At 71.1% G+C, this 16,812-nt stretch carries 17 protein-coding genes; 12 read left to right on the top strand and 5 right to left on the bottom strand.

All coding sequences use genetic code 11. The features are described from left to right. The first annotated feature begins 8 nt into the window (after positions 1-8). The 4 genes from ACOJV9_RS11520 (at position 9) to ACOJV9_RS11505 (ending at position 4,681) form a co-directional block, all read left to right on the top strand. On the top strand, positions 9-1,610 hold the full coding sequence (locus ACOJV9_RS11520) for an ABC transporter ATP-binding protein (protein ID WP_420185355.1): 1,602 nt from the start codon (positions 9-11) through the stop codon (positions 1,608-1,610). Continuing rightward, positions 1,607-2,737, top strand: coding sequence for an ABC transporter permease (locus tag ACOJV9_RS11515; protein WP_420185354.1), 1,131 nt, complete (start codon positions 1,607-1,609; stop codon positions 2,735-2,737). Before ACOJV9_RS11520 ends, ACOJV9_RS11515 begins: the two co-directional genes overlap by 4 nt. Then, entirely contained in the window at positions 2,734-3,612 is an 879-nt protein-coding gene (locus ACOJV9_RS11510) for an ABC transporter permease (protein WP_420185353.1), read from the top strand. Before ACOJV9_RS11515 ends, ACOJV9_RS11510 begins: the two co-directional genes overlap by 4 nt. A gap of 85 nt (positions 3,613-3,697) precedes the next feature. Continuing rightward, positions 3,698-4,681 (top strand): thermonuclease family protein, encoded by a 984-nt coding sequence (locus ACOJV9_RS11505; RefSeq protein WP_420185352.1) that lies wholly within the window; start codon positions 3,698-3,700, stop codon positions 4,679-4,681. A gap of 10 nt (positions 4,682-4,691) precedes the next feature. Here ACOJV9_RS11505 and ACOJV9_RS11500 read toward each other — a convergent pair whose 3' ends face one another. The 3 genes from ACOJV9_RS11500 to ACOJV9_RS11490 form a co-directional block, all read right to left on the bottom strand. Beyond that, entirely contained in the window at positions 4,692-5,102 is a 411-nt protein-coding gene (locus ACOJV9_RS11500; protein ID WP_420185351.1) for a DUF2177 family protein, read from the bottom strand. Then, positions 5,102-6,034 (bottom strand): alpha/beta hydrolase, encoded by a 933-nt coding sequence (locus ACOJV9_RS11495; protein WP_420185350.1) that lies wholly within the window; start codon positions 6,032-6,034, stop codon positions 5,102-5,104. Before ACOJV9_RS11495 ends, ACOJV9_RS11500 begins: the two co-directional genes overlap by 1 nt. A 177-nt stretch (positions 6,035-6,211) precedes the next feature. Then, positions 6,212-7,738, bottom strand: coding sequence for a DEAD/DEAH box helicase (locus ACOJV9_RS11490; protein WP_420185349.1), 1,527 nt, complete (start codon positions 7,736-7,738; stop codon positions 6,212-6,214). 271 nt (positions 7,739-8,009) lie between these two features. Here ACOJV9_RS11490 and ACOJV9_RS11485 point away from each other — a divergent pair, with 271 nt between their 5' ends. Together ACOJV9_RS11485 and ACOJV9_RS11480 are read left to right on the top strand one after the other, a co-directional pair. After that, positions 8,010-8,912, top strand: a complete 903-nt coding sequence (locus tag ACOJV9_RS11485; protein WP_420185419.1) for an ROK family protein — start codon at positions 8,010-8,012, stop codon at positions 8,910-8,912. Beyond that, positions 8,909-9,838 carry a 1-phosphofructokinase family hexose kinase gene (locus tag ACOJV9_RS11480; protein WP_420185348.1) on the top strand — a complete coding sequence of 310 codons (930 nt, stop codon included), beginning with the start codon at positions 8,909-8,911 and terminating at the stop codon, positions 9,836-9,838. Before ACOJV9_RS11485 ends, ACOJV9_RS11480 begins: the two co-directional genes overlap by 4 nt. Positions 9,839-9,964: 126 nt before the next feature. Here the strand turns inward: ACOJV9_RS11480 and ACOJV9_RS11475 are convergent, their stop codons facing one another. Both ACOJV9_RS11475 and ACOJV9_RS11470 read right to left on the bottom strand, forming a co-directional pair. Beyond that, a complete protein-coding gene (locus ACOJV9_RS11475; RefSeq protein WP_420185347.1) occupies positions 9,965-10,798 on the bottom strand; it encodes a class II fructose-bisphosphate aldolase in 834 nt (277 codons plus the stop codon). Further along, the gene (locus ACOJV9_RS11470) at positions 10,798-11,697 is read right to left on the bottom strand and encodes an SIS domain-containing protein (protein WP_420185346.1); all 900 of its coding nucleotides are present in this window, start codon (positions 11,695-11,697) and stop codon (positions 10,798-10,800) included. The genes ACOJV9_RS11475 and ACOJV9_RS11470 overlap by 1 nt, the downstream gene beginning before the upstream one ends. A 116-nt stretch (positions 11,698-11,813) precedes the next feature. Here ACOJV9_RS11470 and ACOJV9_RS11465 point away from each other — a divergent pair, with 116 nt between their 5' ends. The 6 genes from ACOJV9_RS11465 to ACOJV9_RS11440 all read left to right on the top strand — a co-directional run bounded on the left by ACOJV9_RS11465 (position 11,814) and on the right by ACOJV9_RS11440 (position 16,804). After that, positions 11,814-12,623, top strand: coding sequence for a DeoR/GlpR family DNA-binding transcription regulator (locus tag ACOJV9_RS11465; RefSeq protein ID WP_420185345.1), 810 nt, complete (start codon positions 11,814-11,816; stop codon positions 12,621-12,623). A gap of 25 nt (positions 12,624-12,648) precedes the next feature. Further along, positions 12,649-13,140 (top strand): glutathione peroxidase, encoded by a 492-nt coding sequence (locus ACOJV9_RS11460; RefSeq protein WP_420185344.1) that lies wholly within the window; start codon positions 12,649-12,651, stop codon positions 13,138-13,140. Positions 13,141-13,327: 187 nt separating this feature from the next. Continuing rightward, entirely contained in the window at positions 13,328-14,593 is a 1,266-nt protein-coding gene (locus ACOJV9_RS11455) for an extracellular solute-binding protein (protein WP_420185343.1), read from the top strand. After that, positions 14,590-15,525 carry a carbohydrate ABC transporter permease gene (locus ACOJV9_RS11450; protein ID WP_420185342.1) on the top strand — a complete coding sequence of 312 codons (936 nt, stop codon included), beginning with the start codon at positions 14,590-14,592 and terminating at the stop codon, positions 15,523-15,525. Before ACOJV9_RS11455 ends, ACOJV9_RS11450 begins: the two co-directional genes overlap by 4 nt. Next, positions 15,522-16,358, top strand: coding sequence for a carbohydrate ABC transporter permease (locus ACOJV9_RS11445; RefSeq protein ID WP_420185341.1), 837 nt, complete (start codon positions 15,522-15,524; stop codon positions 16,356-16,358). Before ACOJV9_RS11450 ends, ACOJV9_RS11445 begins: the two co-directional genes overlap by 4 nt. Positions 16,359-16,546: 188 nt before the next feature. Continuing rightward, entirely contained in the window at positions 16,547-16,804 is a 258-nt protein-coding gene (locus tag ACOJV9_RS11440; protein WP_420185340.1) for a hypothetical protein, read from the top strand. The last annotated feature ends 8 nt before the right edge of the window (positions 16,805-16,812 follow it).

Here is a 16,812-nt window from a genome sequence, read left to right as displayed (position 1 = left end):
TGCTCAGGATGGCCGGCATCCGCAAGACCTTCGGGCCGGTCGTGGCCCTCGACGACGTCGACTTCACCGTCGCCGAACGCGAGATCCACGGCCTGCTCGGGGGCAATGGCGCCGGCAAGACGACGTTGATGAACGTCCTCTACGGCCTCTATGCGCCTGACGCCGGCATGGTCTCCGTCGACGGTCGCGAGGTCGAGATCCGCTCACCGCGAGACGCGATCGCCCACGGCATCGGCATGGTCCACCAGAACTTCCTCCAGGTGGACGTGTTCACCGTCGCCGAGAACATCGTGCTCGGCACCGACTCCTCCGCCCTCACCGCGGCCGACGGCTCCGCGCAGACCCCGGCGCAGCGGATCACCGAGCTGTCCGAGCGGTTCGGCCTGACCGTGGACCCGGGCGCCCGCGTCGCCGACCTGCCGGTCGGGGTGCGTCAGCGCGTCGAGATCCTCAAGGCGCTCTACCGGGGGGCCCGCATCCTCGTCCTCGACGAGCCCACGACCAACCTCACCCCGCAGGAGGTCGACGACCTCTTCTCGTCGATGCGTGCCATCGTCGACGACGGGATGTCCGTCGTCCTCATCACGCACAAGATCCGCGAGACCATGGAGGTCTGCGACCGCATGACCGTCATGCGCGACGGCCGCTGGATCGCCACGGTCGACAAGGCCGACACCACGGCCGACGACCTCGCCGCCACGATGATCGGCGAGGTCGCGGGTGGGGACGCCGAGGCGAAGGCGCTGGCCGAGGCCGCGCAGGTCGCCCTCGGTGAGGAAGAGCTCGGCGAGGCCTCGCTGGGGCACCCCGACGCGGGTGCGCCGGCAGGTCGGTCCGGGGGAGAGGCCGCGGACACGGTGACCCATACCCCTGCACGGGTCACCGTCCGCGGTCTCACCGTCGCAGGACCCGGGGGCAAGCCGCTGGTGGACGACGTGTCGCTGTCGCTGCGCCCCGGCGAGATCCTCGGCATCGCCGGAGTCGCCGGCAACGGCCAGGGCGAGCTCGCCGAGGCGCTCACCGGCACCCGCACGGCCACCGGTTCCCTCACGGTGGACGACGAGGAGCTCGTCGGCCGGCCCACCGCGACCTGGCTGCGCAGAGGCGTCGTCTACGTCCCCGAGGACCGGCAGCGGGACGGCATCCTTCCGGGGGCCGGCATCACCGAGAACCTCGTCCTCGGCTCGCACCGGACCCGGTCCAAGGCCGGGATGATCAACTGGCGGGCCGCGCGCGCCCAGGCGGTCGAGGCGATCAAGGAGTTCAGCGTCAAGACGCCGAGCGCCGCCACCCCATGCGGCCAGCTCTCCGGCGGCAACATCCAGCGCGTCATCCTTGCGCGGGCGTTCGCCCACGAGCCCAAGCTCCTGCTCCTGCACAACCCCACCCGTGGCCTTGACATCCGCTCGACCCAGTTCGTCTACGACCGGGTGCGCCGGGCCGCGGCCGACGGCTGCGTCGTCATCGTCATCTCCGAGGACCTCGACGAGGTGCTCGCCCTCGCCGACCGCGTCACCGTCGCCTACTCGGGTCGACTCGTGGGCGAGTTCCCTCGCGGCGAGGCCAACCCCTACGACCTCGGTCGCCTCATGACAGGAGTCGGCGCGTGAGCAACGACCTCGCCCGGGGCCCGGGTGCCACCGAGGTCGACGACGTCGCCGTCGCGCCGCCGTTGTCGCAGCGGGCTCGCTCGCTCGCCTTCGCCGCGATCCCCTACGTCGTCGCGGTGCTGGCTGCGTTCCTCGTCGTCGGCATCATCATCACCGTCCTCGGGCACGACCCGACCAGGGCGTTCCGGGCGGTGCTGACCAACTCCTTCCGCAACCAGACCGGGTTCGTGCAGACGCTCCACAAGTGGGCGCCGCTGACGCTGCTCTCGCTGGCGTTCGCCATCCCTCTCGGCGCCGGGCGCTTCAACATCGGTGGCGAGGGCCAGATGATCCTCGGCACCATCGGCGCCGCCGCTGTCGGCATCACGCTGTCGGACCTGCCGCTGGTCGTCCTGCTGCCGCTCGTCATCGTCGTCGGCGTCCTCGCCGGTGCGGTCTGGGCGGCGATCTCGGCCTGGCTCATGGAGTCCTTCAAGATCAACGAGATCCTGTCGACGGTGCTGCTCAACTTCGTGTCGTTCGAGGTGCTCGACTACGTCGCGTCGGTCGTCTGGTCGGACCCGGGCGCGGGCGGGGCCGTGACGCTGCCCGTCGGTGAGGGCGCCGTCCTCCCCGGCATCGGTCGGCCGCCGATGCACACGGGCGTCCTCCTCGTCGTCCTCGTCTCGGTCGTCGCGGCGGTGATGGCCAGGCGCAGCGTCGCCGGCTTCGAGCTGCGTGCCGTCGGCCTCAACGAGCGCGCCTCCAAGCTGCACGGCATCCGCACCGGGCGGGTCGCCGTCACCTCGATGGTCGTCGGTGGAGCCCTGGCCGGGCTCGCTGGGGCCATCGAGGTCGCCGGGGTGCACCAGCGCACCCTCGAGGGCGTCCAATCGAACTTCCTCCTGCTCGGCATCATCATCGGGCTCATCGCCCGCGGCTCCCTCACGGCCGTGCCGTTCGTCGCGTTCGGCATCGCCGTCCTCGAGGTCGGCGCCGGCTCGATGCAGCGCGTCTCCGGGGCGCCGGTCGAGATCGTGCTCATCCTCGAGGGGCTCATCCTGCTCTTCCTCCTCATGTCCGACGTCGCGACCGAACGGTTCCGGCGGGCACGAGCCTCACGCGCCGCCAAGGGAGCCCTCGCATGACCGAGTTCCTCACCCTCACGATCACGGCGATGGTGCCGTTCCTCTTCGTCGCGCAGGGGACCATGCTCAGCGGTCGGGCCGGCATCTTCAACGTCGCGCAGGAAGGGCTCATGCTCCTCGGTGCCGCGGTGGGCTACCTCGTCTCGCTCAAGATGGGCGGCAACCTCGTCGGCCTCGTCGTGGCCGCCCTCGCCGGGGCCGTCGTCGGGTTCATCCTGTCCTGGGCAACCACCTCACTGCGGCTCGACCAGTTCGTCGTGGGGCTCGCCCTCTTCTTCCTCGCCGGCGGCACCGCCTCGCTCCTCTACCGGATCGTCATCGGCAACGACGAGCCCCCGCGCATCAAGCCGCTGCCCGACCTCGTCCTCGGGCAGGACGCTATGGTCTTCGTGGCGATCGGCCTGTCCGTGTTCCTCTGGTGGTGGCTCTACCGCACCGACGCCGGCATGCGCCTGCGCTCGGTCGGGGAGAACCCCAAGGCCGCCGACTCGCTCGGCATCAACGTGGCCCGGACCCGCATGTGGGCGGGCACGGTCGGAGCCGCGCTCATGGCCGTCGGTGGCGCCTACCTGCCCATGGTCTTCTCCGGCGTGTATGCCGACGGGATCGTCGCCGGTCGCGGGTGGCTCGCGATCGCGCTGGCCTTTTTCGGTGGCTGGCGGCCGCAGTTCATCCTCGCCGGGGCGGCGTTCTTCGCCGCGATGGACGTGCTCGCCCAGCGGGCGCAGGTCTCCGGCATCGGCATCCCCCACCAGTTCGTGTCGATGCTGCCCTACGTCGCGACGCTGCTCGTCATGGTCTTCGCGCTGCGCTGGGCCCTGGTGCCTCAGTTCCTCGGCAAGAACTACGACCGCGAGTCCCGCATCGTCGGATGAGGTTCGAGCACCACGGCGCCCTGCCGGTCCCCTGAAATTCCCCGTTGCGCCACGGCGACCCGGGAGCACGGACTACATTTCCCGGGTGCAGGGGAACGGTGGTCAGGGGACCCGGGCCGGGAGACGGCTCGTGGTGGTCGTCGCCTGCCTGTGCGGGCTCGTGCTCTCCGTCGTCGGCGCGTCCGGTGTCCTCGCGCTTGCCGGTGTGGTGTCGTCCCCGTCATCGACCGTGGCGGGCGTGGCCCCTGCACCGGCGGCGGTCCCGACCACGCCGGGCCCAGCCACCCCGACGGCTCCGGCGCCCACGGTGACGGTGACGCTTCCACCGACTCCCGCGCCATCGGCGCCGCCCACCGTCGCGGCCCCCACGCCTCGACCTCCCACCCAGACGCCCCGTCCGGCACCCACGGCGGCCCGGCCCGGTGCGACGCTCCACCCGGTCGTCGGCATCACCGACGGCGACACGATCAAGGTCCGGGTCGGCGGCACGACCGAGCGGGTCCGAGTCATCGGCCTCGACGCTCCCGAGCTCAGGGGCGCGGAGTGCTGGTCGCAGAAGGCGTCCAGCAGGATGCAGAGCCTGGTGCAGAGCCGCTCGGTGCAGCTGGTGGGCGACCCGACCCAGGACGACCGCGACCGCTACGGCCGCCTGCTGCGACACGTCGTCACCGCCGACGGAAAGCTCGTCGCACAGGCCCTCATCGAGGGCGGCTTCGCCAAGGAGTACACCTACGACCGGGCCTACGCCCACCGCGACGCCTACCGCGCCGCGCAGGACCGGGCCCGGAGCAAGCGGCTCGGCGTGTGGAGCGCCGCGTGCGCCGCTCCCGCACCGGTCGCACCGGTCGCACCGGTCGCACCGGCGCCCACCGCAGCCCCGGCGGCGCCGGTCAGGCCCTCGGGGAGCTGCGTCATCAAGGGCAACATCTCGTCGTCGGGGGAGAGGATCTACCACGTCCCCGGTGGCGGCAGCTACGACGTCACCGTCATCACCGCGAGCAAGGGCGAGCGCTGGTTCTGCAGCGAGCAGGCGGCAGAGGCGGCCGGCTGGCGCAAGGCGCGCAACTGAGCCGGACGGCTCAGCGGAGCGCGGGCACCCGGCGGCACACGGCATACGTCACGGCAGCGGCGAGCGCCGTCGCGACGGTGCCCCACGCCAGGTCCACGGCGACGATGGATGCCGGGAAGCCCTCGATGACCGCGAGGCTGGTGAGGTCCCACGTCGCGTAGGCGACGAAGCCGAGCACCCCCCCGGAGACGAGCGCGCGTCGCGACGACTCCTCGGCCAGGGCCGGGCCGGTGGCGAAGTACGTGATCCCGAAGACATAGATGACGTAGAACGCCACGGCGGCCAGCGCGTTCGGCTCCACCGCCAGGAGACTCCCCAGCTGTGAGTCGTAGAGCGGGCGCGCGACGATCCCCAGCCACAGACCGTCGAGCACGCCGAACGCCGCGGCTGCGACGGCATACCGCCCGACCCATCGGAGCATCAGTCGCGCGCCGGCAGGTGGGCGTCCAGCCAGGCGATGACGTCTGCGGTGACCTCGTCACGGTTGGTCTCGTTGAGCATCTCGTGACGTGCGTCCGGGTAGATCGTCAGCGTGACGTCGGAGAGCCCGGCGGAGCGGTAGGCCTCCGCCACCTCGCGCACGCCCTTGCCGCCGCCACCCACCGGGTCCGCGGAGCCGGAGAAGACGAGGACCGGCAGGTCGCGGGGCACGGCGGCGAAGGCGGCGCTCCGGTTGATCTGCTGGAGCCCGCCGAGCAGGTCCGCATAGAACGCCGCGCTGAAGACGTTGCCGCACAGGGGATCGGCGACGTACTTGTCGACCTCTGCCTCGTCACGCGAGAGCCAGTCGAAGTCGGTGCGCGCCGGCTTGAACGCCGCGTTGTACTGCCCGAAGGTCAGCTTCGTCATCAGTCCGGACTGGTGGCGACGACCGCGCACACGCGACTGGACGCCGGCGACGGCCTTGCCGACCGCGGCGAGCGGGCCCGGGTTGCCCCCGGTCCCGGAGAGGACGAGGCCGGCGAGCCGGGCGCTGTGCAGCGCGGCGTAGGCGCGGCTGACGAACGACCCCATGCTGTGGCCGAAGAGCACGACGGGGAGGCCGGGGTGCTCGGTCTGGGCGAACTCGGTCACCGTGCTGACATCGGCGACGACGGTGGACCAGCCGTCGCGGTCGGCGAAGATCCCGTGGTCCGCCTTGGCCGCGGTGTGCCCGTGCCCGCGCTGGTCGTGGGCATACACCGCGTAGCCGGCACCGGTCAGCGCCTCGGCGAACCGCTCGTAGCGGGCGGCGTGCTCGGCCATGCCGTGCACGATCTGCACCACCCCGTGCGTCGGACCGTCCGGCAGCCAGCGGTAGGTGTGCAGCGAGGTGCCATCGACAGCGCTGACGGCGAGGGTGCTGGACTCCATGGACGGCTCCTGTGACGGGGTGGGATCGCGGGTGCCGACGCTACCCGCTGGGCGTGGCGCTCGCGGCCGGTTGTGGTCGCGCTCTCCGCGCGGTATGCCGTGTGGTCCCGAAAGGGCGCTGTGCACTGCTGCGCGAGGGCGCAGCAGTGCACAGCGGGTAATGCGAGGAGGTGAGCGTCAGCCTCGGTAGCCGCGGGACTGCGACGAGAACGCCGCGGCGCCACCGGTGCTGCCCGCGCGGCCGGCACCGGAACGCTGGCCGCCACCGCTGCGCTGGCCGCCGGTGCGCTGGCCCGAGGAGGCCTGACCGCCGCGCGTGGTGGACGAACCACCGCGTGCGGAGGAAGCGTTGCGGGAGGTGCCGGAGCGCTGCCCGCCCTGACCGCCGGAGCGGCCCGCGCCGGAACGCTGTCCACCGGAACGCTGGCCCCCACCCGAACGCTGGCCCCCACCGGAGCGCTGGGTCTCGCCCTGCGAGCCACCAGGGGTGACGAAGCCACCGGGGAAGGAGCGCTCGCCCGGTGCCAGCTCGGTGAGGAGCGGGTGCGAGGAGTTGACCTTGGTGGTGGTCGGAGAGATGCCGGCCTTGCGGGTGAGGTCGCGCACGTCGCGAACCTGGTCATCCGTCATCAGCGTGACGACGGTGCCCGAGGCGCCCGCCCGAGCGGTGCGACCGGAGCGGTGCAGGTAGGCCTTGTGCTCGACCGGCGGGTCGGCGTGGATGACGAGGCCCACGTCGTCGACGTGGATGCCACGGGCCGCGATGTCGGTGGCGACGAGGGTCTGCGCCGTGCCCGCGTGGAAGGCGTCCATGGTGCGGGTGCGTGCGTTCTGGCTGAGGTTGCCGTGCAGCTCGACCGCGGGGATGCCCTCGGCGTTGAGCTGGCGCGCGATCTTCTTGGCGCGGTGCTTGGTGCGCGTGAAGACGACGGTGCGGCCGGGAGCGGCGACGAGGTCGACGAGCACGGGGAGGTGCCCGTCCGCGGTCACGTGGAGGACGTGGTGGCTCATCGTAGAGACCGGCGACTGGGCCGAGTCGGCCTCGTGCGTCTTCGGGGAGGACAGGTAGCGCTTGACGAGGGTGTTGATGGCGCCGTCCAGGGTGGCCGAGAACAGCATCCGCTGGCCGTCACGCGGGGTGCGATCGAGGATGCGCTTGACGACGGGGAGGAAGCCGAGGTCGGCCATGTGGTCGGCCTCGTCGAGCACGGTGATCTCGACCGCGTCGAGGTTGACGTGGCCCTGGCCGATGAGGTCCTCGAGCCGGCCCGGGCAGGCGACGACGACGTCGACGCCGCGGGCGATGGCCGAGACCTGCGGGCCCTGGCCGACGCCGCCGAAGACGGTCTTGGACGTCAGGCCGAGGGCCTGCGCCAGCGGGGCCAGCGCCTCGTCGATCTGGGTGGCGAGCTCGCGGGTCGGGGCGAGGATGAGGGCGCGGGGGCGCTTGGCCTGGCGGCGGCGGCCGTCGGTGGCGAGGCGCGCGAGCACCGGCAAGACGAAGGCGTAGGTCTTGCCCGAACCGGTTCGGCCGCGTCCGAGGACGTCGCGGCCGGCGAGGCTGTCGGGGAGCGTCGCGGTCTGGATCGGCGTCGGCGAGGTGATGTCGCGGTCGGCGAGGACGCGGACGAGGGAGTCGGGGACGCCGAGGGCGGCGAAGCCCGAGGTGGTCGTGGGACGGGTCAGGGTGGTGTCAGTGGACACGAAGGAGTACTCCAGAGAGTTCTGATGCAGTCGGTTCTGCCCGGCACGTTCCGAGATGTGACGCACGGACCAACAGCGGTGTTGGCGTCGTCGTGGGTCCCTCGGTCGCGGCGCATCGGCATCGACAGTGAGAAAGAAAGAAGCAGTCCGTGGCAGAACAGACAGGACCGCTGACGAGAACACTACTCGTAAGCGCTCGCATTCCCCGCATCGGCGACCGGCCGGGCCCGTCCGGCGCGCGACCGCTCCCGCCTAGACTGACGCGGTGGCGATGAGGCTGATGGCGGGAGTCGACGTCGGGGGGACCCGGGTGAAGTCCGTCCTCGCCGACGACGAGGGCTCAGTCCTGTTGTCGCACACGGCATCCACGCCGGAGCGTCCCGGGGCAGGTGTCGTCGACGTCATCGTCGAGACCGTCACGGCTCTGCTCGACGCGGCCCGCGCCGAGGGGGTCGACGGCCGGCTTGCGGCGGTCGGCGCGGTCGTGCCCGGGCTCGTCGACGAGGCCAGCGGGTCGGCGTCGTGGTCGGCGAACCTCGGCTGGCGCGACCTGCCCCTGCGCGACCTGCTGCTCGCCCGGTTCGACGTGCCGGTCGCCGTGGGGCACGACGTGCGCGCCGGGCTGCTGGCGGAGTTCCACGTCGGCGCGGCCCAGGGCGTCCCCGATGCCCTGTTCGTGCCGCTCGGCACCGGCATCGCCAGCGCCCTGCTCGCCTCCGGGCGGGTCGTCGCGGGCACCGAGTGGACCGGCGAGATCGGCCACGTCACGGTCCAGCCCGACGGCCCCCTGTGCGGTTGCGGTCGACTCGGCTGCCTCGAGGCGGTCGCGAGCGCCTCGGCCCTCGGTCGCGCGTGGCGCGAGCTCGGGCGCGAGGGTGACGCCGAGACCCTCAGCCGGGCCGTCGCCGAGGGTGACCCCGAGGCAGTCCGTCTCTGGCACGGCGCCATCGACGCCCTTGTCCGCGTCATCGCCCCGGTGTGCGCCGCGGCCGGGACCCGCGTCGTCCTCGTCGGAGGCGGCTTGGCTCAGTCGGGCGCCGTCCTGCTGGAACCGTTGCGCGACAGGCTCGTCAGCGCCCTCGGGCACGACCGGATCACCGTCTCGCGGGCCGCGCTCGGAGACCGCGCGGGCGCGCTCGGAGCCACCCTTCTCGCCCTGGAGGCCGCCGCGTGATCTTCACCCTGACCCCCAACCCGGCTCTCGACATCACGTATGCCGTGCCGCGGCTGCACGTCGGCGAGAGCCACCGCGTGTCCGTCACCGGCGTGCACGCCGGCGGCAAGGGCCTCAACGTCGCCGGGGTCCTGGCCTGCATGGGGGTCGAGCACGTCGCCATCGCGCCGATCGGCGAGCGCCAGCGCGACTTCTTCATCGAGGACGCGGCCCAGCGCGGGTTGCGGCTGCGGCACGTCGAGTCACCGGCCGCCACCCGCCGGTCGGTGAGCGTCTTCAGCGCCGACGGGAGGGCCACGGTCCTCAACGAGCAGGGTGACGTGCAGCCCCAGGAGGTCTGGGACGAGATCACCGGCATCCTGGGTACCAGCGTCACCCCCGGCGACGTGCTCGCCGTCTCCGGCAGCCTGCCGCCCTTCACCAATGACGACGTCCTCGTCGACCTGTGCCGGACGGCGGCCGAGGCGGGCGCCGAGCTCGTCCTCGACGGACGCGGCAACTGGGTACGCGAGGTCCTCCGCACCACCCCAGCCCTTGTCAAGCCCAACGCCTCAGAGGCCGCGTCGATGACCGGCGCCACCGATGCCGAGGAGGCGGCGCGGGCGCTGGTCGACCTCGGCGCCTGGGCGGCGGTCGTCTCCCGTGGCGCCGACGGCCTCGTCCTCGTCACCGCGAGCGGCCAGGTCGTCCAGGCGCGGCCGCGGACCCCCTCCGAGGGCAACGCCACCGGCGCCGGGGACGCGCTCACTGCCGCGATCGCCTGCGGTCTCGACGGCACCGCCCGCGACGAGGTCGACTGGCCCGAGGCGCTCCGGGTCGGTGTCGCCTGGTCGGGCGCCGCCGTCCGCCAGACCGTGGCCGGGGTCATCGACCGCACCGACGTCGACACCCTCCTCGACGACGTCGAGATCACCACCCGCTCCTGATCCAGTGACCTCCCTGTCCGCCTGACCTCCCCCGGACAACTTTCGACCAATAGGTCACGAATCGCGCGGGCAGTTCGTGACCCTATTGGTCGAAAGATGTCGAAGGGCGGCCGGGCGGGAGGTGGGTCAGGTTCGGGCGAGGAGGCGGAGGAGGCGCTCTGCCTCGGCGGCGACGGCGTCGCGGGCGGCGCCGAGGTACTTCCGAGTGTCGACGGTCGGCGAGGACTCCAGCCTTGCGACCATCGCCTCGGTCCACACCTGGTTGAGGTGGGTGGCAATGTTGACCTTCGTCATCCCGGCCGCCACCGCGGCAACGAGGCCGTCGTCCGGCACGCCGCTCGACCCGTGCAGCACCAACGGCACCGGCACCTGCGCCGCGATGGCCGCGATGAGGTCGGTGTCGAGCACCGCCACGCGCTCGGTCATGGCGTGCGAGCTCCCCACCGCCACCGCGAGGGCGTCGATGCCCGTGTCCGCGACGAACCGCGCCGCGTCGCCGGGGTCGGTCCGCGCCCCGGGCGCGTGCACCCCGTCCTTGCCGCCGACCTCGCCGAGCTCGGCCTCGACGGAGATGCCCGCGGCGTGGCACTGCTCGACCACCCGTCGCGTCGTCTCACGGTTCGCCTCGTCGGGCAGCGTCGACCCGTCGAACATCACCGACGTCAGGCCGAGCCGCACCGCCTCGTCGACGAGGTCGACCGACTCGGCGTGGTCGAGGTGGACGACGACCGGCTGGGCGCACGCCTCCGCGATCGCCAGCGTCGCCGCCGCGATGGGCCGCAGCGAGCCGTGGTAACGGACACAGTTCTCGCTGATCTGCATCACCACGGGGAGCGAGGAGCGTTCCGCCGCAACGGCATACGCCTCGGCGTGCTCGATCTGGATGACGTTGAACGCCGTCACCGCCCGCCCGGCGGCACGCGCCTCGGCCAGCAGCGGCGCGAGTGTGGTCAGGCTCATCAGGGAGCGTCGTCGAGGATGATCGACCGGGTGAGGTTGCGGGGCTCGTCCGGGTTGATGCCGGCGGCGAGCGCCCGCGCCAGGCAGTAGCGGTGCAGCCGCACGAGCTCGGCCATCGGGTCGACGTCGCGGTGCTCGAAGTGCGCCCCGGTGGCCCGGACCTGCTCGGCCAGTCCCTCCGGCACCTCGCCGATCGCCCACGTCGCGCGGCCGGGAGCGGCGATGGCGATCGGGCCGTGCCGGTACTCCATCGCCGGGTAGGACTCCGCCCAGAACTGCACCGACTCGCGCAGCTTGAGCGCGGCCTCGTGCGCCAGGCCGACGGTCCAGCCGCGCCCGAGGAAGCTCACCTGCTCGACGTCGGCCAACCCGGCGTATGCCGTGTCGTCGCCTTCTGCGAGCACCGCACGCGCGTCGGCGATCGCCGCATCGAGCGACTCGCCGAGGGAGGCGCGCAGGAGGGCGAGGACGGTCGTGGCGAAGCGGGTCTGCACGACCGACTGCTCGTCGACCTCGGGCAGAAGGATCGTCGACGCAGCGGACTCGGCGACGGCGGTGCCCTCGGTTGCGACGATCGCGACGTGCGGGGTGCCCGTGGCGTTGAGCGCCTCGACGACCTCGATGACCTCGGACGTCGTCCCCGACCGGGTGATGACGACGACCCGGTCGTAGCCGCGGGCCAGCTGGTGCTCGCTCGCCGCGAACGCGTCGGTGACGCCCTGACCCAGGGACTCGCGCAGGACGGCATACGCCTGGCCCATGAACCACGACGTGCCGCAGCCGATCGTCGCCACGCGCTCGCCGGCGCGGGGGAGGAGGTCGGCGACGAGGGGGAGGCGGGCCACGGCGGCGGCCCAGTCGTCGGGCTGGGTGGCGATCTCCTGCTCGAGGTGGGTCACGGAACGTCCTCACGTCGGGGGTGGGCTGCGCGAAACTGATCGAGCCACACCCTAAGTGGGCAGAGTCATGCACGACAACCCCAACGGGGTGCGCGAACTGCGCGTAGAGTCCCCCCATGCTTCCCACCAGCGAGGCGGTCAACGACGGTCCGCGCCACCGCGCCTCGCGGCTGTCCGCGATCCTCGACCTGCTGGCCACGCGCGGCGGGCTCAGCGTCAGCGCCGCCGCGGAGGAGCTGGACGTCTCGGAGGCGACGATCCGGCGCGACTTCGCCGAGCTCAGCCGCCGCCAGCTCGTCACCCGCAACCACGGCGGGGTGGTGGCGTCGTCGGTCGCCTACGAGCTGCCCTACCGCTACCGGTCCACCCAGCACGACACCGACCTCGACCGCATCGCCAGGGCCGCTGCCGCCCTCGTCGCCCCGGGCGCCGTCGTCGCGATGAACGGCGGCACGACGACGACCACGGTCGCCCGTCGGCTCACGGCCCGGGACGACTTGCGCACGCCCGGCCTCACGCTCGTCACGAGTGCGCTCAACATCGCGGTCGAGGCGGTGCTGCGCCCGCACGTCCGCTGCGTCAGTCTCGGCGGGATCCCCCGCCCCGAGTCGTACGAGGTCACCGGGCCCCTCGCCGCCGCCGGACTCAGCCAGTTGTGGATCGACGTCGTCATCCTCGGCGTCAACGGCCTGGCCGTGCGTGAGGGCGCGACCTGCTCGCACGAGGACGAGGCCGCGGTCTCCCGCCTCATGGTGGAGCGCGCCCGGGACGTCATCGTCGTCGCGGCCGAGTCCAAGCTCGGTGAGCGGGCCTTCACCCAGATCTGCGCCGCCACCGAGATCACCCACGTGGTGACCACGGCGCCCGAGACGCACGAGCAGGTCCGCGGGCTGCGCGCTAGCGGTGCGACCGTGCACTGCGTCTGACAGCCGGGGCGCTTACGCTCAACCCATGCCCGAACAGACGCTGTCCGACTTTGCCGCGACGACCCTGACGGGGGAGGAGCAGGACCTCGGCGCGTATGCCGGCAAGGTCGTCCTCGTCGTCAACACCGCCTCCGAGTGCGGTTTCACCCCGCAGTTCACCGGGCTCGAGGAGCTGTGGAAGGCCTACGAGGACCGTGGCCTGGTCGTCCTCGGCTTCCCGTGCAACCAGTTCGGCGGCCAGGAGCCGGGGGGCGCCGAGGAGATCGGCGCGGTCTGCCAGCGCAACTACGGCGTGACCTTCCCGATGTTCGACAAGATCGAGGTCAACGGCGACGGCGCGCACCCGCTCTATCAGTGGCTCCGCCAGGAGAAGGGCGGCCTCCTCGGCTCGAAGATCAAGTGGAACTTCACGAAGTTCCTCGTCGGCCGCGACGGCCGCGTCCTCGCACGCTACGCCCCGACCGCGACCCCCGAGTCCCTTACCGAGGACATCGAGAAGGCGCTCGCCGAGGGCTGAGCCGGCGGCCGGGCGCGACCTGGCTGTCCGGCATACGCCGACGCGCGTATGCGCGAATGTGATCGGAAATCGGCAATCTCGGTCACGTTTGTCATTGCGCAGCGCCCGAACACGCCTTACGTTGGCTCCCAGCCGGGTCCGGGCGCACCACAGCGCACCGACAGAACCGGGAGCTGATGGGAGAGTCATGAGGTCGACAAGGAAGTCCGCCCTGGTCGCGGGTGCCGCCTTCGCGGTGCTGTTCGCGGGAGCGTGCGGTGGCGGTTCGGGCGCCGGGGACGCCAGCGGCGGAGACAGCAGCGCCGGGGGTGAGGAGGCGAAGACGATCAAGCTCGTCGCCGCCGAGTACTCCAAGGACAACACCAAGGCCTTCTGGGACGCGTTCGCGAAGACCTACAGGGAGAAGACCGGCTACACCCTCGAGGTGCAGGTCGTCAGCTGGGACACCATCGACCAGCAGTCCTCGACGATGATCCAGAACAACCAGGCGCCGGACATCCTCAACCTCAACGCCTACGCGAGCTACGCCAAGGACGACCTGCTCCACGACGCCGACACCGTCCTGCCGGACAACGTCAGGTCCGACATCCTCGAGACCTTCGTCAAGTACGGCACCTACGACGGCAAGTTCTACGGCTTCCCCGACCTCTCCAGCGCCCGCGCCCTCTTCTACAACGCCGACCTCTTCACGCAGGCCGGCATCGCCGGGCCGCCGAAGACGTGGACCGAGCTCGAGGACAGCGCGAAGAAGATCGCGGCACTGCCCGGCGGGAACGCCGGCTACGCCCTCCCGCTCGGCCCCGAGGAGAGCCAGGGCGAGTTCTCCATGTGGCTGTTCAACAACGGCGGCGCGTGGAAGGACGGCGACTCCTGGGCGATCAACTCGGAGCAGAACGTCGAGACGCTCACCTTCCTCAAGAAGCTCACCGACGCCAAGCTCACCCAGAACAACCCGGCACGCACCAACCGTGCCGACGCGTTCGACCTCTTCAAGTCCGGCAAGGCCGGCATGGTCGTCGGGTTCAGCCCGCTCGCCGGTGACCTCGACAAGGACAAGAAGGTCAACTACGTCGTCGCGCCGTTCCCGAGCAACGACGGGACGGAGAGCAAGACGTTCGGTGTCACGGACTACCTCATGGCGTTCAAGAAGCCGGGCAACGAGAAGGCCGTCAAGGCGTTCTACGAGCTCTACTACCAGCCTGACCAGATCAACACCTTCATCGAGAAGGAGGGCTTCCTCCCGGTGACCAAGACCGGGGTGGAGAAGTTCCAGTCCGACCCCAAGCTCAAGGTCTACCTCGACACGCTGCCCAACGCGCAGCTCACCCCGACCGACGACCCCGCGTGGGACAAGGTCAAGCTCGCGGTCCAGCAGAACCTCGGTGGCGCCATGTCCGGCGACCCCAAGGCCGTCCTCGACGGGCTCCAGAAGACCGCTGAAGCGAGCAAGTGAGCACGACCCGCACACCCGCCCCACGGCATACCTCGAACGGGTATGCCGTGGGGCGCGTTCGTCCGCTCATCGCCCTCGCGTGGCTCGCGCCGTCGCTCGCCCTGATCTTCGGTGTGGTGCTCTTCCCCGCGGTGATGCTCTTCCAGGCCTCGCGCGGCGAGTACTCCATCACGGGGCTGCGCAAGGGCGGCGCCGGGTGGGACAACTACACCAAGGTCCTCGAGCACCCGGACCTCGGCACCGTCCTCACCAACACGGTGGTCTGGGTCGTCGCCGTCGTCGCGCTGACGATCGTCATCTCCCTCGGGCTCGCGCAGTTCCTCGTCAAGAGCTTCCCCGGCCGGCGGTTCGTGCGGTGGGCGATCATCGTGCCGTGGGCGGCCTCGCTCGTCATCACGGCGCAGCTGTTCGTCCTGCTCTACGACTACAACTACGGGCTGATCAACCACGCCCTGAAGTCGATCGGCCTCATCGAGACCTCGATCGACTTCCTCGGCGACGACTCCTGGACGATGGCCTCGATGGTGCTCGTCGGGGTCTTCGTCTCGCTGCCGTTCACGATCTTCGTCTTCATCGCGGGCATCAACGCGATCCCCGACGACGTGCACGAGGCGGCGGTCGTCGACGGTGCGTCGCCGTGGCAGCGCTGGCGCCGCGTGACCCTGCCGTTGCTGCGCCCGGCCCTGCTCGTCGCCACGGTGCTCAACGTCATCTACGTCTTCAACAGCTTCCCGATCGTCTACACGCTCAACGACCGCAACCCGGGCTACCTGCACGACACGACGATCACGTTCATGTACAAGCTGGCCTTCAAGAGCCAGGAGAAGGACGTGGGCATGTCGGCCGCGGCCGGCGTCATCAACGTCCTGCTCATCCTCGTCGTCGTCGGGATCTACCTGAAGATCGTCAACTGGCGCGAGGAGACCCGATGAGCGCGGTCACGCAGTCCCGGGGCCGTCGCTGGGGGCTCTCGGTCGCCGGCGCGCTGCTCGCCATCACCTTCCTCCTGCCCTACGTCGTCATGCTGCTCGGTTCGCTGCGCTCGTCCTCGGACAACAAGGCGACCCCGCCCTCGTTCCTCCCGCGGGTATGGCAGTGGTCGACGTATGCCGACGTGCTGGGTGACGAGCGCTTCCTCGCCTGGCTGCGGACCTCCCTGCTCGTCGGTCTCGCCTCGACGGCGATCGTCGTCCTCGTGGCGGTGCCCGCCGCCTACATGACCGCGCGCTACAAGTTCCCCGGCCGCACGCCGTTCCTCCTGCTCGTGCTCATCACCCAGATGTTCTCGCCGACCGCTCTCGTCGTCGGTCTCTACCGCGAGTTCTTCGAGCTCAACCTCATCAACACGTACGCCGCACTGATCCTCACCAACGCGGCGTTCAACCTCGCGTTCGCGGTCTGGATCCTGCACGGCTTCTTCTCGTCCATCCCGACGGAGATCGAGGAGGCGGCGCTGCTCGACGGCGTCTCGCGCTGGCAGTCGCTGCGGAAGATCATGCTGCCGCTCACCCTGCCGGGCCTCGTCACGGCGACGATCTTCACCTTCATCGCCGCGTGGAACGAGTACGTCGTCGCGCTCACGCTCATCATCGACGACTCGAAGAAACCGCTCACCGTGGGCTTCCGGTCCTACGTCACCGGCTACGAGCAGAACTGGGACCAGCTCTTCGCCGCCTCGGTCATCGCGGTCGTGCCCGTGGTCATCCTCTTCGCGCTCATCGAGAAGCACCTCGTCGGAGGCCTCACCGCCGGCTCCGTCAAGTAACCCGCGCCTCGTCTGCCTCAGTCACACAAGGCGCGGGGTTGCGGGCTCTTGGTCGGTTGTCCCGAAAGCCGAGTCGCGGATGCCGGCCCAGCCCTAGCATCGGCTCAGGGAGCGGCTCCTGAGCACCTCGCTCGGTGGGAGTCGAGGCCACACCCGGTGGCCGACCCACCATGACCAAGGAGCACGACATGCGCCGCACCACGATCTGCTCAGCAGCTGCCGCACTCGCTCTCGCAGGCTCGGTCGCCCTCGCGTCCCCCGCTTCGGCGGCGGCCGACGGTCCCTCCAACAACGCCTCGTGCGTGGGGGTCGTCTTCGTCCCGCAGGCCACCGGTGACCCTGGTGCCATCGCCCGGCGGATCGCGGAGATCAAGGGCTTCATCGACATGCCGTGGGGTCAGGTCGTCAGCGACCTGCTCGCCCGCGACGACACCGCCTGCAGCTGACGGCGGTC

It is taken from the genome of Knoellia terrae (assembly GCF_048606435.1).
Taxonomy (GTDB): Bacteria; Actinomycetota; Actinomycetes; order Actinomycetales; family Dermatophilaceae; genus Knoellia; species Knoellia terrae.
This window is presented reverse-complemented; position numbering and strand designations above follow the sequence as displayed.